This window comes from Thiohalocapsa halophila (assembly GCF_016583825.1).
GTDB lineage: Bacteria > Pseudomonadota > Gammaproteobacteria > Chromatiales > Chromatiaceae > Thiohalocapsa > Thiohalocapsa halophila.
Map to the genome: position 1 here is coordinate 15,104 of NZ_NRRV01000015.1, position 14,445 is coordinate 29,548.

General features: G+C 70.1%; 14 protein-coding genes. 6 read left to right on the forward strand and 8 right to left on the reverse strand.

Annotation, left to right across the window (positions count from 1 at the left end; translation table 11 throughout):
* Positions 1-110: 110 nt before the first annotated feature.
* The 3 genes from CKO31_RS08230 to CKO31_RS08240 all read right to left on the reverse strand — a co-directional run bounded on the left by CKO31_RS08230 (position 111) and on the right by CKO31_RS08240 (position 3,038).
* The gene (locus CKO31_RS08230) at positions 111-1,028 is read right to left on the reverse strand and encodes a DUF58 domain-containing protein (RefSeq protein ID WP_200235816.1); all 918 of its coding nucleotides are present in this window, start codon (positions 1,026-1,028) and stop codon (positions 111-113) included.
* 244 nt (positions 1,029-1,272) lie between these two features.
* Complete coding sequence (locus CKO31_RS08235; RefSeq protein ID WP_200235818.1) at positions 1,273-2,229, reverse strand: AAA family ATPase; 957 nt, start codon at positions 2,227-2,229, stop codon at positions 1,273-1,275.
* Positions 2,230-2,702: 473 nt separating this feature from the next.
* Positions 2,703-3,038 carry a hypothetical protein gene (locus tag CKO31_RS08240; RefSeq protein WP_200235820.1) on the reverse strand — a complete coding sequence of 112 codons (336 nt, stop codon included), beginning with the start codon at positions 3,036-3,038 and terminating at the stop codon, positions 2,703-2,705.
* Between the two features lie 446 nt (positions 3,039-3,484).
* Here CKO31_RS08240 and CKO31_RS08245 point away from each other — a divergent pair, with 446 nt between their 5' ends.
* On the forward strand, positions 3,485-4,513 hold the full coding sequence (locus tag CKO31_RS08245; RefSeq protein WP_200235822.1) for an Acg family FMN-binding oxidoreductase: 1,029 nt from the start codon (positions 3,485-3,487) through the stop codon (positions 4,511-4,513).
* A gap of 160 nt (positions 4,514-4,673) precedes the next feature.
* On the opposite strand, the gene CKO31_RS08250 is transcribed toward CKO31_RS08245, so the two are convergent.
* Complete coding sequence (locus tag CKO31_RS08250) at positions 4,674-5,873, reverse strand: DUF1570 domain-containing protein (protein ID WP_200235824.1); 1,200 nt, start codon at positions 5,871-5,873, stop codon at positions 4,674-4,676.
* Between the two features lie 284 nt (positions 5,874-6,157).
* Between CKO31_RS08250 and CKO31_RS08255 the strand changes: the two genes are divergently transcribed.
* Positions 6,158-6,433: a hypothetical protein gene (locus CKO31_RS08255; RefSeq protein WP_200235825.1), complete on the forward strand. Its 276-nt coding sequence runs from the start codon at positions 6,158-6,160 to the stop codon at positions 6,431-6,433.
* 88 nt (positions 6,434-6,521) lie between these two features.
* Here the strand turns inward: CKO31_RS08255 and CKO31_RS08260 are convergent, their stop codons facing one another.
* On the reverse strand, positions 6,522-7,163 hold the full coding sequence (locus CKO31_RS08260; RefSeq protein ID WP_200235827.1) for a BCCT family transporter: 642 nt from the start codon (positions 7,161-7,163) through the stop codon (positions 6,522-6,524).
* On the reverse strand, positions 7,160-7,423 hold the full coding sequence (locus CKO31_RS08265; RefSeq protein ID WP_200235829.1) for a BCCT family transporter: 264 nt from the start codon (positions 7,421-7,423) through the stop codon (positions 7,160-7,162). Before CKO31_RS08265 ends, CKO31_RS08260 begins: the two co-directional genes overlap by 4 nt.
* 381 nt (positions 7,424-7,804) lie before the next feature.
* Here CKO31_RS08265 and CKO31_RS08270 point away from each other — a divergent pair, with 381 nt between their 5' ends.
* Together CKO31_RS08270 and CKO31_RS08275 are read left to right on the forward strand one after the other, a co-directional pair.
* Positions 7,805-9,385, forward strand: coding sequence for a peptide chain release factor 3 (locus CKO31_RS08270; RefSeq protein WP_207147978.1), 1,581 nt, complete (start codon positions 7,805-7,807; stop codon positions 9,383-9,385).
* A gap of 237 nt (positions 9,386-9,622) precedes the next feature.
* A complete protein-coding gene (locus CKO31_RS08275; protein ID WP_200235831.1) occupies positions 9,623-10,657 on the forward strand; it encodes a phosphoglycerate mutase in 1,035 nt (344 codons plus the stop codon).
* A 345-nt stretch (positions 10,658-11,002) separates the two neighbouring features.
* On the opposite strand, the gene CKO31_RS08280 is transcribed toward CKO31_RS08275, so the two are convergent.
* Entirely contained in the window at positions 11,003-11,560 is a 558-nt protein-coding gene (locus tag CKO31_RS08280; protein WP_200235833.1) for a DUF427 domain-containing protein, read from the reverse strand.
* Between the two features lie 43 nt (positions 11,561-11,603).
* Positions 11,604-12,206, reverse strand: coding sequence for a DUF938 domain-containing protein (locus CKO31_RS08285; protein WP_200235835.1), 603 nt, complete (start codon positions 12,204-12,206; stop codon positions 11,604-11,606).
* A gap of 240 nt (positions 12,207-12,446) precedes the next feature.
* On the opposite strand from CKO31_RS08285, the gene CKO31_RS08290 reads away from it, so the two are divergent.
* The gene (locus tag CKO31_RS08290; RefSeq protein WP_200235836.1) at positions 12,447-13,838 is read left to right on the forward strand and encodes a hypothetical protein; all 1,392 of its coding nucleotides are present in this window, start codon (positions 12,447-12,449) and stop codon (positions 13,836-13,838) included.
* A 16-nt stretch (positions 13,839-13,854) separates the two neighbouring features.
* Entirely contained in the window at positions 13,855-14,445 is a 591-nt protein-coding gene (locus tag CKO31_RS08295) for a hypothetical protein (protein ID WP_200235838.1), read from the forward strand.

The following is a 14,445-nucleotide window of genomic DNA, read 5'->3' on the forward strand; positions in this document are numbered from 1 at the left end:
CGGGCGGCCGGCTCCCCGCACTGCGCACCGCGCACTTCGCACTGCGGGCTTGGGAAGCTTCGCGTCTTGCGCCTTGACGCTCGCATGACTTTGCCGATCCGCTGTGCCATCTACACGCTCCGAGCGCGCGCCCGCTGCTCCAGGCTGTGAATCAGGCTCAAATGAATCTCCTGGTCGGTGCGAATGGGCATCAGGATGACGTTGAGGCGGGTGGCCATGGCCTTGAGGGTGTCGCGGCGCTGCTGCCAGGCGTCGCGATAGGCGCTGGCGGCGGCGTCGTCGTCGGTGTCGATCTCCACCAGGGTGCCGTCGGTGGCGGTGAAGGTGACGCTGCCCATCGCCGGAATCTCCCAGTCCGCCGGGTCGTCCACCGGCAACACCACCACGGAGCTGCGCTGCACCAGGTTGCCGAGCACGCCCTCGAGGTCGCGCACCTCCCGGTTCAGGTCGGCGATGACGAACACCAGCGAGCCCGTCGGTAGCCCGCGGGTGGCCCGGCGCAGGGCGCCGGCGAGGCAGTCGATGGATGCTGCCTGCTCCGCCGCCGGCTGGGTGAGGGTGCGCAGCAGCTGCCAGAGGGCGCGGCGGCCGCGTGCAGGGCGGAAGTGCTGCAGACCCGCCTCGGGGTCGCCGAAGGCCATGCCGCCGACGCGGTCGTTGAGCCGGCTCGCGGCCCAGCCGATGAGCGCCGCCGCCCGCGCCGCCTGCACGGACTTGAAGGTGCCGCGGGTGCCGAAGCCCATGTGCGGCCCGCGGTCCACGCAGAGCACGACGCTGCGCTCGCGCTCTTCGCGGAAGACCTTGAGATGCGGCTCGTTGAAGCGGGCGGTGACCTTCCAGTCCATGTGGCGGATGTCATCGCCCTCGCGGTACTCGCGCACCTCCTCGAAGTTGATGCCGGCGCCGCGGAAGACGGATGCATAGAGCCCGGCGAAGGTGGAATTCACCAGGTGATGCGAAGGCACCCCCAGGGTGTGCGCCTGGTGCCGCAGCTCCAGGAGATCGTCGAGGCGGGGGTAGAGGCTCATCGGGCGGCGACGGCTTGGCTTGACGCGATGACGGGCAGGGCGGGCGAGTGCGCGTCTGAGTGAAGCGTACGAAGTACGAAGTGCGCGGTACGGGGGTGCCCGTTCGCCGGCTTGAGCGAGCCCCCGAGCGCAGCGCGCTTCGGCGCCGCCCTCAGCAAGTGCGGACGTCGGGCCAGCCTTGCGGTTGGTGCATCCGTGGAAAGCAGGCCGCCGTACTCCGTGCGCCGCACTTCGTACTCTCCTCTCAAGGAATCGCCACCAAATTCAACAACCGATTCACGAACTCGTCCGTGGTGATGCCCTCGGCCTCGGCCTCGAAGGTGAGCAGCAGCCGGTGGCGCAGGATCTCCGGCGCCACCAGCTGGATATGATGGGGCGCGACGAACTCGTCGCCGTCCAGCCAGGCGCGGGCGCGGGCGCAGCGGGCCAGGGCGATGCTGGCGCGGGGCGAGGCGCCGAAGCGGCACCAGCGTGCGAGGTCGGCGTCGTAGAGCTTCGGGTGGCGCGTGGCCTGGACCAGGTCGACGATGTAGCTGTGCAGCTTCGGGTCCAGGTAGAGCTCGGCCACGTTGCGGCGCATCTCAAAGAGCTGCTCCTGGCTCAGGGGCTTGGCGGGCTCGGGGTCGGGCTCGGTCTGTTGGCGGCTGTCGAGTGCCAGGATCTCCAGCTCTTCTTCGCGCGTGGGGTAGGTCACCACCGCCTGCATCAGAAAGCGGTCCAGCTGTGCCTCCGGCAGGTGGTAGGTGCCCTCCTGCTCCACCGGGTTCTGCGTTGCCAGCACCATGAAAAGCTTGGGCAGCGGATAGGTGCGCTGGCCGACGGTGATCTGGTGCTCGGCCATGGCCTCAAGCAGCGCCGACTGCACCTTGGCGGGCGCCCGGTTGACCTCGTCGGCCAGCAGCACGTTATGGAACAGCGGCCCGGGGCGGAACTCGAACTCCCCCTGCTCGTGGCGGTAGATGTCCGTGCCGATCAAGTCCGACGGCAGCAGGTCCGGCGTGAACTGAATACGGTGGAAGTCGCCTTCGATGGCCTCCGCCAGGGCCTTCACGGCGGTGGTCTTGGCGAGCCCGGGCATCCCCTCAACCAGAAGGTGGCCGTCGCTCAGCAGGCACACCAGCATGCTGTCGATGAACTTGCGCTGGCCGATGATACGCGAGGCGATGTGCTCGCGAACGAAAGTGAGGTCTGCCGGGGTCATGCTGGGTACTGCTCGCTGGTCCTGGTGGTGAGGGCGTGCGGGCTGGGCTTATTTTGTGGCCGCCTTCGCGCGTATTCGGTCTTTGGCTCGGCTTGGGCGCCGGCGGCCGGCGGCGCCCAGCGGCACCGCATCGCCGAAGCCGGGTCCGGCGGGATGCGCCCGTCAGCGCCGATGTTTGGGACTGTCAATATTCAGCATTCCCAATTCCACCAATGCTGCGGCTTTTGGCGAATCGGCGCAAGCGCATTAAGGCTTTCGTGGATCTGAGGCGGGCTTTTACCAATATTTGAATATGCTGATGTTTAGTGTTGTCTCAGGGGCACGCCGATGATCGGCGTGCCCCGTGCGGGCCGGGCAACCCGGAGACGGCTCAGACCACCATGGTGGTGAGCTCCCCGGTGTCGCCGCGGCCGCACCGAAGAGCTCGATCATGGCTGTATCAGGTGATTTCGACTCGGTGACGCGTGTCGGCGTCAACACCCGTCGTCTTCGTACTCCACCGCGCCGGTGTCGGCATCGCGCTTCACCCCGCCGGATTCGTCCGTTTGTTTCGTGCGGATGAACATCATGCTCTCCACTCGATCGAACTCCTCGTTTAGTGCCCGCTGGACGTCGATATCGGTGAGGCCGTCGTAGATGTAGATTCGCCCGTCGGACTCGGCGGCGAGCTCCGCTTGCGTGGGGTCGAACAGCCGCCGCAGCTCGATGTCGGAGACGTCGGCGGCGCCAGCGTTGCCGAGGCTCGCCGACAGGCTCACCAGGGCGATGGGCAGGAGTCGCTGCGGCTTCGGAAGGTGCAGGCAGGTCATGGCTTGGTCCTCGCTGGAAGGCACTACGCGGCATCCCGAACGCCATGTTCGGGATTTTGGGCCGGTGCCGACCGTGGCCGACCCCGGGCTTGGGGCGGTGCTCGGCGCGAGGTGCCGGATGTCCCCTGGACTTCCGGGTCGCGTGCCGCGCATCGCCATGGTCTCAGGCTAGCCACAAAGCCGAGCGGGTTGCTGTGACTTTCGGACGCACGGCCTGTCAGAAAGGACCGACCGCTTCTGTAAGTTCCTGACATAGGGGGTTTTTCGAACACGGAGCGTCGCTGGCGCCGCCGCGCGCGACCATTGCCGACGCCTTGGGCTCTGCATTAGCCTGCTGCGCACGAGGCGAGGCCAGTGGCTGCGGGTGCGCCGGCATCTGCGCCGTCTGGAGCGGCGCAGGCCCGCGCGCTGGGCGCCGCTTCGCGTGGAGGAAGGCGGGGGAAGTGATGCTGAGCCCTTATGAGACGGCCGTGGCGGCACAGCGGCGGCCTGCCCTGGAGCACGCAGACGGGCCGCTGGATCTGCGCGAGCTGGTGCGGCTGGCCACGCTCGCGGCGTCCAGCCACAACACCCAGCCCTGGCGCTTTCGGCTCGGCGCTGCGGCCATCGCGGTGGTGCCGGACTTCGAGCGCCGCTGCCCGGTGGTGGACCCGGACGACGCGCATCTCTTCCGCAGCCTGGGCTGCGCCGCCGAGAATCTGGTGCAGGCCGCCGCCGCCCAGGGACACGCGGCAACGGTACACTTCGACGCGCCCGAGCAGTGCCTGACCGTGCGCTTCGAGCCGTCGGCGGGCCTCGGGCCAACGCCGCTGTCGCGCGCGCTGGTGCACCGCCAATGTACCCGCCGGCCCTTCGATGGCCGGCCCATCGCCGCAGACGCGGGCGCGCTGCTGGAGCAGGCGGGGACGGTGGGGCGGGCGCGCACGCGGCTCATCGACAGCCCGGCGCTGCGCGATACGATTATTGATTACGTGCGCGCCGGCGATGTGGCGCAGCTGACGGACTCGGCCTTCCGCCGCGAGCTCATCCATTGGCTCAGGCTCAACGACGCCGAGGCGCTCGCCACCGGTGACGGCCTCGCGGCCCGGACCTCCGGCCAGCCCTCTCTGCCCCGCTGGCTGGCGCGCCCGCTGCTGCGCTTCGTGCTGACGGGCCAGGGTCAGGCGGACACGGACACCGCCAACATCCGAAGCTCCCCGCTGCTCGCCGCCGTCCTCGCCGCCGACGACAGTCCTGCCGCCTGGGTGGATGCCGGGCGCGCCTACGAGCGCCTGGCACTCCAGGCGACGGCGCTCGGCATCCGCAGCGCCTTCATCAACCAGCCGGTAGAGGTGCCGTCACTGCGCGAGCCGCTGCGGCGGGCGCTGGGGCTGGCGGGCGAAACGGCACAGCTGCTGCTGCGTTTGGGGCATGGGCCGGTGGCGCCCTACAGCCTGCGTCGGCCGGTGGAGGCGGTGATCGAGGTGGATGCATGACGGCTCCCAGACGCCCAAAGCCGGTCGACGCGCTCGCCCTGGTGCTGACCTAATGGGGCCGTGACCGGCTGCTGCGGCCGCAGCGGGCAGTGACCACGGTGATTCCGTCGCCGCCGGTGGGAGACTCGCCGAAGCCCCTGTTCGACTCGCGTTTCCGGGCTCAAAAATGCAGCGGGCGTGCCTCCCCGGCCAGCCAGCGCCGCCAGTCCCGGTGCATGCCCGCGAGACCGCCGAAATAATCCTGCTCCACAAAGCCCACGTGGTCGAACGGACGGCAGCGATGCGACGCCAGCTGGCGCAGCAGGCCCGTGACGGTTCGCTGCCGGATCGGCTCCTGAAGCAGAAAATGCACCAGGGACCAGGCATAGGGATAGGCGGTGTCGTTGCCCCAGTCGTTCCAGTCCGAGCGATTGCTCGCAAGGAAGGTGCGCAGCCTCGGCAGACGGCCGGCGCGCTCCAGCCGCCGCACCCGGTCGAGCGTGCGCTTCGAGGCGTCGGCGACGGCGAAGCTCTGCTGGAAGCGCATGCGCTCCACCACCTCGGCGAGCCCCTCGTTCAGCCACAGGGGCGTGCGCCCGAGCCAGTTGCCGAGCGCCAGGTGGGCGATCTCGTGGCGGGCCACGGCACGGGTGCGGGCATCGCCCATCCAGCGCACCACGGCGAGGTTGTCCCTGTGGGTGTAGAAGCCGCTGGTGGTATCGAGCCCCGTGGCGCCGGCGAGCCGGGCGAAGCGCGGGCGGCCGTCGACGATGCGCAGGCGCAGGTGCACCGGCTCCACGCCGGTGAGACGGAGGTCGTCGGCAAGGAAATGGAAGACCCCGTCGAGATCGATCTCCAACTGGTGTTGGAAGCCGAGCGGCGGGGTCAGGCCGTCGAAGTCGTACTCCGCCGAGAAGCGGCCGACGCCGGTGTCCCCGGTGAGGTCCAGTACTTGGGCATTTGTGCCTGTCGGCGCGCGGTCCGAGAACACCGGGCGGCCGTTGGCATCCCGGTAGCGGTGCACCCGGGTGGGTGCGCGCGCGCGGCTCGGGTTGCGGGCCGCGCCGGCGGCACAAGGGTCACCGCCGTGGCCGATGGTCGGGCGGGCCCTGGCCGCAGCACTGGTGCGGGGTGTCGGCGGTCGCGGCGTCGCGCCCGGCCCGGGCGCGGCGACGTAGCGCTGAACGGGTGGCAGCGGCTCCAAGAGCACCAGTCGGAAACCTGGCCCCACCAGCGTCAGCCCGGTGAGTGCCGCCTGCTCCAGGGAGTCAGCGACGCCGAAGGCCACCAGCAGCCGCCGGCGCTGGTCGTCGGTGGAGAACTGCCAGGCGGCGATGACCACCAGCAGCACCAGGGCCGTGATCCGCAGCAGGGCCGGCATGGTCCCGTCGCTCCTCCCGTCGCTTGGTTGTGGTCGGGCTCGGGGTATCGGCCGAGCTGTTGCGCTCTATGCTGGATCATCGGCACCGGCAAGCCGCGCGTCAACGGCCGGTACCCCGGACTGCGGGCCTCGTCAATGTGTTGCCCTCGTGTCGTCCCTGTGTCGCCCCTGTGCCGCCCAGGCTTCGCCCAGGCTTCGCCCTGCCGTCGCCCGCCTGCGGCTTTTGGGGTAGGCTCGCGTCGGTGCAGATGACGAAAAAATGACAACACCGGAGGAGGGTTGGCTTGTACATCAAACGACAACGAGGGCACACCTATCTCTATCAGGTGGACTACGGGGAGGAGGCGTCCGTGGCGCGCATCATCGTGCGCAGCGATGCCGCGAGTACCGAAGGGCTCTTCCTGGTGAAGCAGGACGGCTCGCTGGAGCCCGCCGACGACCGACCGGGCTTCGGCAGCAACAGCCTGCGACACGACGGCCTCTGGCCGAGCCCGCCCCGGGAGGCGGTCCGGGACGCCGTGGTCATCGCCCGTCAGAAGGCGCACACCGCCGACGGCTGAGTCCTGCCGGGCTGCGGGGCCGTCGGCGGCGGGCGCGCCGGCCGGGGTCCAGGCCCATGCGCCTGCCCAGGCCGATGGCTGCCGGGGCTCAGCCCCGTTTTTCGCCGGCCAGGTCGCCGGGCTCCGGTGCCGCACCGCGCTGGCCGGGCGCGCCCGGGGAGTGCTGGCTCAGGGCGCGGTGGAAGCTCCAGATCAGCAACAGCAGCAGGACCGCAAACGGCAGGCCCGTGGCGAAGGTGATGATGATCAGCGTCGCCAACACGCCGGAGAGGGTCGCCAGGGTGGCAACGGTGCCGCCGGTGAAGGTCGCCCCCGGCAGGGTGTCGAGGAAGACGAACAGCGACGTGGTCAGGTTCTCTTGGGCTGCGGTGGCGATACCGCCGTCCTTGAACAGCTCGAAGTACATGGCCGCGTCGCCGAAGATCGACAGCCACAGGAAGGTCAGCAGGGTCGGCACCAGCAGCACGCCCGCCACGAACTGGCGGATGGTGCGCCCGCGCGACACCCGCGCGATGAACATGCCGACGAAGGGCGACCAGGCGATCCACCAGCCCCAGTAGAACACGGTCCAGGCGTTCTGCCAGTCGCCGGCGGAATAGGTCTCGTTCCAGAGCGCCAGGTAGAAGAAGTCGTTGAGATAGAGCCCGAGGTTCTCCACGAATCCGTTGAGAATGAACAGCGTCGGGCCGACGGCGACCACGAAGAGCAGCAGCACGGCGGCGCCGATCATGTTGGCCTCCGACCGAAGCGCGAGAAGCCGAGATAGATCACGTAGATCAGAATGACATTGATCGCCAGCACGAAGAACCAGCCGGTGGTGTTGGCGATCCAGGCCTGGACCGCGTTGAACACCTCTTCCATGACATCCAGCCACACGAAGCTGCCGGCGACGAAGGCGAGGATGATGATCGATGAGCCGACGAAGACGAAGGGATTGAGATCGAGGATGGTCTTGCCGTTGATGCGGTAGGACCAATTCTTGACGCTCATGGGTAGTGCTCCTTGTCGGGGATTGTGACGGGATGTCGCCCGTGAAAGCGTTTGCAGCAATGCCGGCACCGCAGGGCACGCGTCGGCGGCATTCACGCCGCCGCCGTGGGAGCGGCGTCCCCGCCGCGACTGGCCCCGATCACGCCGAGGACGGCGCTCCCACAGCGGTGGACGGACTTACGAACTTGATCTCTGGCGTCAGCCGTGCGTCGACCTCTTTGAGCTCTTTCTGGAGCGGTAGCTCGGTCGCGCGCACCTACCCTTGCTGGGCGAGGTCGCAGATCTTCGGGAAGCGTGCAACCGCCGGACTGCCTGGTTGCCGCGGACCCGGACAGCTACAATGTCCGGTTTCCTCGAGGCCTTGCACCACGCCCCATTTTTATGTCTCAACTGCACGACCAGGTCGCGCGACGGCGCACCTTCGCGATCATCTCCCACCCCGACGCCGGCAAGACGACGCTGACGGAGAAGCTCCTGCTGTTCGGCGGCGCCATCCAGATGGCGGGCACCGTCAAGGGCCGCAAGGCGGCGCGGCATGCGACGTCCGACTGGATGGAGCTTGAAAAGCAGCGCGGCATCTCCGTGACCTCGTCCGTCATGCAGTTCCCCTACGGCGAGTCCATCGTCAATCTGCTGGACACCCCCGGCCACGCGGACTTCTCCGAGGACACCTACCGTACGCTGACGGCCGTGGACTCGGCGCTGATGGTCATCGACGCCGCCAAGGGCGTCGAGGAGCGCACCATCAAGCTCATGGACGTGTGCCGGCTGCGCACCACGCCCATCCTCACCTTCGTCAACAAGCTGGACCGCGAGGGGCGGGACGCCGTCGAGATCCTGGACGAGATCGAAGAAGTCCTGAAGATCCGGTGTGCACCGGTGACCTGGCCCATCGGCATGGGCAAGCGCTTCAAGGGCGTCTACGACCTGCGCCACGACTGCACGCACCTGTTCAGCGCCACCCACGGCGGCAGGATCCAGACCGGCGAGGTCATCGAGGGGCTGAATAACCCGCGCATGGACGAGCTGCTGGGCGACCAAGCCGCCGAGTTGCGCGAGGAGCTGGAGCTGGTGCAGGGCGCAAGCCACCCCTTGGACCTGGACGCCTACCGCGCGGGCAAGCAGACGCCGGTGTTCTTCGGCTCCGCCATCAACAACTTCGGCGTCAAGGAGCTGCTGGACGCCTTCGCCGAGTACGCCCCGCCGCCGCGCCCGCGGGAGGCCGGCAGCCGCAGCGTGGACCCGGAGGAGGGCAAGTTCTCGGGCTTCGTGTTCAAGATCCAGGCGAACATGGACCCGGCCCACCGCGACCGTGTCGCCTTCCTGCGCGTGTGCTCCGGCAGCTACAAGCAGGGCATGAAGATGCGCCATGCGCGCATTGGCAAGACTGTCCAGGTGGCCAACGCCATCACCTTCCAGGCGGAAGAGCGCAAGCGCCTGGACGAGGCCTGGCCCGGAGACATCATCGGTCTGCACAACCACGGCACCATCCAGATCGGCGACACCTTCACCGAGGGCGAAGACCTCAAGTACGGCGGCATCCCGTACTTCGCCCCGGAGCTGTTTCGCCGCGTGGTGCTGAAGGACCCGCTCAAGACCAAGGCCCTGCACAAGGGCGTGCTCCAGCTTTGCGAGGAGGGCGCCACCCAGGTGTTCCGCCCGCTTAAGAACAACGACATGATCCTGGGGGCCGTCGGTGTGCTGCAATTCGACGTGGCGGCCTACCGGCTCAAGGACGAATACGGCGTGGAGGCCGTGGTGGAGCCCGTGCAGGTCCAGACCGCCCGCTGGGTCAACTGCGACGACCCCAAGCTCCTGGAGCAGTTCAAGACCAAGGCCCACGACAACCTGGCCCTGGACGGCGACGACCAGCTGGTCTACCTGGCGCCGACGCGGGTGAATCTTCAGCTCACCGAAGAGCGGTGGCCTGATATCCGGTTTTCTGCGACGCGGGAGTTGTGAGGGGGGAGTACGGGGTGCGCAGTGCGTAGTGCGCGGTGCGGGGTGCGTAGTGCGGGGGGTGCCGCCAGGTCGAAAGGCCGTCGAGTATCCAGAGGCGTACTTCGTACTTCGTACTCCGTACTCCTTGAGTAGGCCGCAGAGAGGTCGGAGTGTGTCTCGGCACCGACGCGACCCCGCACTGCGCACCGCGCACTACTCACTTCCCAACCCCGCACTTCCCACTCCCCACGCCAGCCGATGCCCAACACCCTCGACCTGATCATCCCCGGCCTGCTCGGCCCCGTACCGCAACCGCCCGAGCCGCCCCGGACGCCGACGCTGGACCTGCTGCTGGACCGGGCCCGGAAGGACGCGGACAGCGCCTGGGCCGACCTGCCCTCGGTGCTGGTGGCCCGGTTCGGGGCCGAGGTCGCCGCGCCCTATGCGCTGGCCGCCGATGATCCGGATTGGGACCGCCAGGGCTGGTGGCTGCACGCCGATCCGGTGCACCTGCGCCCGGACCGGGACCTGCTGCGGCTCTTCGACGCCCGCCATCTGGGCATCAGCTGCGCCGAGGCGGACGGGCTGGTGGCGGCGCTGAACGCGCATTTCGCCGACGATGGGCTGCAATGGCACGCGCCGGCGGCGGACCGCTGGTACCTGCGCTGCGAGAAGCCGCCGGCGATACAGACCACGCCCTTGGCGCAGGTCGCGGGCCAGCATATCGACCGCTACCTGCCTACGGGCGCCGATGCCTCGCGCTGGGGCGCCTTGATGAGCGAGGCGCAGATGCTGCTGTTCCAACACCCGCTGAGCCAGGCGCGCGAGGCCGCCGGGCGCCCGGCGGTGAACGGGCTGTGGTGCTGGGGCGGCGGGACCTGGCAGCCGCCGGCGACGCCGCCGGACCTGGCCGCGGGCCCCGGGCCCTTGCTGCAGGGCCTCGCCGCGGCGGCGGGCTTGCCTTGTCAGTCGCATCCCGGGGGCGATGCCGCCGAGCTCCTCGCCGGAGCCGGCGCCGGCGGTCGGTTGCTCGTGCTCTGGGATGCCTTGGACGAGGCCCTGGCGGACCGCGACTTGGACGCCTGGGCCGCCGCGGCCCGCGACCTGGAGCAGTGGCTCGCGCCGGTGCCCGGCTTGCTGCGCAACGCCAGCCTGGCCGAGCTCAGAATCTTTTCCTGCGACGGGACCTGCCACGCCCTCCGCGGCCAGGATCTACGCTGGTACCGCCGCCGGCCCCGCTGGCTGCTCGGGCACCGCCGGCCAACGCTGGTGCAGCGCGCGGCGGTAGACTGAGCCGCGGAGACTCCGGCAGCCGCGACCTCTCCCAGCGGCCATCCGCCTCGCCCCCGCCGGCGGTGGCCACATCGTCCATGCCGGACCCTGGTGACGCATGTTCCGGCAGCACGTGCCGTCGTGGGAGCGGCATCCCTGCCGCGACAAGCGCCGGCGTCGTCTTCCATGATCAGCGTCTTGACGACGGCATGCTCGTCGACGCCGAGCAGGGCGGCGAACTCCCCCGTCCCGCCTTGTTGGTAGGCGTAGGGGTGGCCGGTGAAGGCGACGCGCGCCGCCCGCAGCACCCGCACCGCCGGGGTCACCGGCTCCTTTCTGGCCATGCCGCGAAAGGCTCGGGCGGTGTTACCAGTGGCCGGTGCCGGGCTCCCCCTTGAAGGGGCCCACCAGCTCGTCGGTGATCCAGCCCCCGTAGTAGCCGCCCGCTTGGGCGCGCACGGCTTCGCCGTCCACGAAGCAGCGCAGCTGGGACGGGTAGCAGGCGAACCAGCCGGCGATGGGCGCGGCGTCGTCGAAGGCGTCGGGGTAGCGCCACAGGGCGTTGTCGATGCGGCGGCCGCTGCTGTCGGTGACGTGGAAGTATTCGGCTCGGCCCTTCCATTCGCAGAAGGTACGCCGGTCGGAGGGGGTGAGCTGCGCCATGTCCACCGACTCCGGCGGCAGGTAGAAGGTGGGCGGACTGCCGGTCTCCAGCACGCGCATGGCGCAGTGGGTGTCGGCCAGCAGTGTGTCGCCGGCGTAGACGCTCACGTGGCGGCTGTCCGGGACATAGGCCGGCGGGCGCGGATAGTCCCAGACGGATTCCTGGCCCGGGCCCGGGGTGACGGCGAAATCGGGGCGCTGCTGGCCGCGCCAGCGCCAGGCGGCACGGGCGCGATCCAGGTCGTTGCGGTTGCTGCTCATGGGGCGGCTCTCCATCCTCGGGAAGGTGCTCCGGCGAGCGGGCTCAGCGCTTGCGCCAGACGAGGGTGCGGTTGTTGACGGGCATGGCGATGTCGTCTTCCAGCGCGAGGCCGGCGGCCTCGGCGACGGGTATCAGGTCGTCCAGATCGCGCACGCCGGAGAACGGGTCACGGGCGCGCAGCATGCGGTCGAAGTCCGCGTTGCTCTGGCTGGTGTGCCGGCCGCCGTTGCTGAAGGGGCCGTAGAGCGCGAAGGGCGCCCCCGCCGGCAGCAGGGCGCCGACGCCCGCGAGCATGCGCTCCACCTGAGTCCAGGCCATGATGTGTGCCGTATTGGCGCTGTAGACGGCGTCGATGGGCGCCGCCGGGTCCGGCTCGGGCCAGGGGCCGTCCACGTCCAGCTCGATGGCCGGGGGCAGGTTCGGCAGATCGGCCTCGGCGAGCCAGCGCCCGATACCGGGCAGGTGCGCGGCGACGTCGCTGGCCTGCCAGGTGAGGTGCGCCAGCGCCGGCGCGAAGTGCACCGCGTGCTGGCCGGTGCCGGCGCCGATCTCCAGCACATGGCGGCGGTCCGCGAACAGCGGCGTCAGCACCGCCAGGATGGGGGCTTTATTCTCGTCGCAGGCAGGGGAGTAGGGCTTGTCCATGGATCTCGGCGGTCGGGGTCTGGGGAGGCGGGCAGCAGCGGCGCCAGGGCGCGCGGATCGGTGCCGCGGCGCCGCGCACGGCGGCGATGCGCCCGTCGGTCGCGAGGTTGCGCGTGGGCGGCGGTTTTCAATCCCCGGCGGCGGTGCTGAGGCGAACGCGATTCCGCTATCATCGGCAACGCCTGCAACCCGCCGTCGTGCGCTCGGCGCGCCGGCCGCTCCCGTCACGCAGTTGTCGCCATGTCCCGATCCGTCATTGTCCTGTTGCCCGCCGCCGTGCTGCTGCTCGGCGCCTGCGCGCAGCCGCCCGGCGGTGTGGGCAATGAGCGAGCAGCTGCGGGGGCGCCTGCCGCCGCGGATGCAGCACCGACCACGGTGCCGGCGGCCACCGACATGCCTGGCGCGCGGGTGGATCCCGGTAAGCCGCCGCGCTGGCGCCCGGCCGAGGAGCTGGTGAGCGGGCTCCCGGCCGCCGGTGGCGACAACGCCTTCGGGGATGGTGCAGCCAAGCTGCCGGCGGGCGATCCGGCGCTGCGCCGGGCGGTCGCCGGGCGCTGTGGCAGCCGCCCGGCGAGCGTCACCGAGTCCTCACTGCTGCGCTCGCTGGTGGCAGAGCTGCAAACGGGGGGCGTGGCCCCGGCGCTGGCGGCGGACGCGCTCATCATCGGCCGTTGTGGTGATCTCGCCGAGATCGTCTCCGAAGTGGTGGCTCGGTACGGGGCCGAGGCGGCCGTACCCGTCATCGAGCGCGCCGTGGCGCTGAGCGGCGAGGCGACGGCGCTGGTCATCGAGCGGGCCGCCGCCGAGGGCCTGCTGCGCGCCGGCTCCGGGCGCGCGGGCGATGGCGGCGGACCGCCGCCGCTGGCGGGCGCTGGCGACGACTCTGCGATGCTCTATTTCCCGTTGGGCGCCCGCACCCGGACGCCCGCCGAGCGCGATGCCGACGACCTGGGGCAGCTGCTCGGCAGCGCCGATCCGGGCTATGGCATCTACACCTATATCCTCGCCGGCGAGGCCGACGCTGGGGGCGCGGATGAGCACCTGGCCACCTACCGCGAGCTGCTGCGGGTCATCGAGACCTATGTGCTGGCGGCAGGTCCGGACGGCGGCCGCCCCGACCCCGCCGCGCACACCTTTCTGGTGCCGGTGCATGCGCGGCGCAATACCTCCCCGCTGGCGGAGCGCAGCGGTCCCGCGCTGTCCGCTGCCATGCGCCGGACGCTCGCGGACTACCTGCGCCGCGCCGGGGAGTCCGCGCTGGCGGCGCGCCTGGCGACGGCGCCCGGGCCCTTCCTGGTCTCCAGCCTGGAGCCGTGGCTGGTGCCGGGCAAGGCGCCCGGGCAGACGCAGGGCCCGCGCTTGCTCGTGGACCTGAGCCGCGTCGGCCCTGAATACATGTACAGTGTCGTCGACGCCTACGACCGGGAGATTGCGCCGGCGGCCGCCGGCCGGGTGGAGAGCCTGCTGGCGGTGCGCGGGCGGCTCATCGACATGTTCCCGGACCCGAGCATCGACGCGGCGGCAGCAGGACCGGCGGGCGAGTGGCTGTTCGTGCTCGGCGAGCCCGACGCTGGGCAGGCGGCAGTCTGGAGCGCACCCTTGTGGGTGTCGGCCGTCCAACAGGGCCGCTGAGCGGCAGGAGTACGGCATGCTGGGACCGCGTATCGGCGGTGTCTTCAAGTTCCTGATCGGTATCCTGCTGCTGCAGGTGGCCACCGCACTGCTCACCTATACGGCGCTGATGACGGACCTGCAACAGACCGCCTGGCTGTTCGCCGCCCTGGCGGCCACGCTGGGGCTGCTGGTGGCGCTGTGGTTCGACTCCGTCATCGGCAGCGTCAAGGAGCAGGCGGTGGCGCGCCAGCACAAGCGCCACGCCCGCGAGCGCGAGAAGCTGCGCATCCGCGCCGAAAAGGACAAGGCCAAGCTCGCCAAACAGCGCAAGCGCAGCTCCGGCGGCGCCACGCTTAAGACCGGCCTGGCCGTGGGCGGCACCGTGGGGGTCGGCGTGGCGCTGATGTTCGCGCAGCTGATGACTCTGGGTCTGCTCACCATCTCCGCCGCTGGCGGCGCTGCGCTCGGCTATGGCGTGCGCTCTCGGCAGGAGAAGATGATCCGCGCCCGGGAGCAGAAGCAGGCGGAGCGGCTGGTCTACGCCGAGTCGGATTTGCCGGTGCTCACCTCTGCGTCGCCGCCGAAGTCCAGCAACCCGCGCGAGCCAAAACAGCCGGGGCAGTAG

Coding starts and splice junctions, on each gene's coding strand:
- CKO31_RS08230 (WP_200235816.1), bottom strand. CDS start 1,028: ATGAGCCTCTACCCCCGCCTCGACGATCTCCTGGAGCTGCGGCACCAG.
- CKO31_RS08235 (WP_200235818.1), bottom strand. CDS start 2,229: ATGACCCCGGCAGACCTCACTTTCGTTCGCGAGCACATCGCCTCGCGT.
- CKO31_RS08240 (WP_200235820.1), bottom strand. CDS start 3,038: ATGACCTGCCTGCACCTTCCGAAGCCGCAGCGACTCCTGCCCATCGCC.
- CKO31_RS08245 (WP_200235822.1), top strand. CDS start 3,485: ATGCTGAGCCCTTATGAGACGGCCGTGGCGGCACAGCGGCGGCCTGCC.
- CKO31_RS08250 (WP_200235824.1), bottom strand. CDS start 5,873: ATGCCGGCCCTGCTGCGGATCACGGCCCTGGTGCTGCTGGTGGTCATC.
- CKO31_RS08260 (WP_200235827.1), bottom strand. CDS start 7,163: ATGATCGGCGCCGCCGTGCTGCTGCTCTTCGTGGTCGCCGTCGGCCCG.
- CKO31_RS08265 (WP_200235829.1), bottom strand. CDS start 7,423: ATGAGCGTCAAGAATTGGTCCTACCGCATCAACGGCAAGACCATCCTC.
- CKO31_RS08270 (WP_207147978.1), top strand. CDS start 7,805: ATGTCTCAACTGCACGACCAGGTCGCGCGACGGCGCACCTTCGCGATC.
- CKO31_RS08275 (WP_200235831.1), top strand. CDS start 9,623: ATGCCCAACACCCTCGACCTGATCATCCCCGGCCTGCTCGGCCCCGTA.
- CKO31_RS08280 (WP_200235833.1), bottom strand. CDS start 11,560: ATGAGCAGCAACCGCAACGACCTGGATCGCGCCCGTGCCGCCTGGCGC.
- CKO31_RS08285 (WP_200235835.1), bottom strand. CDS start 12,206: ATGGACAAGCCCTACTCCCCTGCCTGCGACGAGAATAAAGCCCCCATC.
- CKO31_RS08290 (WP_200235836.1), top strand. CDS start 12,447: ATGTCCCGATCCGTCATTGTCCTGTTGCCCGCCGCCGTGCTGCTGCTC.
- CKO31_RS08295 (WP_200235838.1), top strand. CDS start 13,855: ATGCTGGGACCGCGTATCGGCGGTGTCTTCAAGTTCCTGATCGGTATC.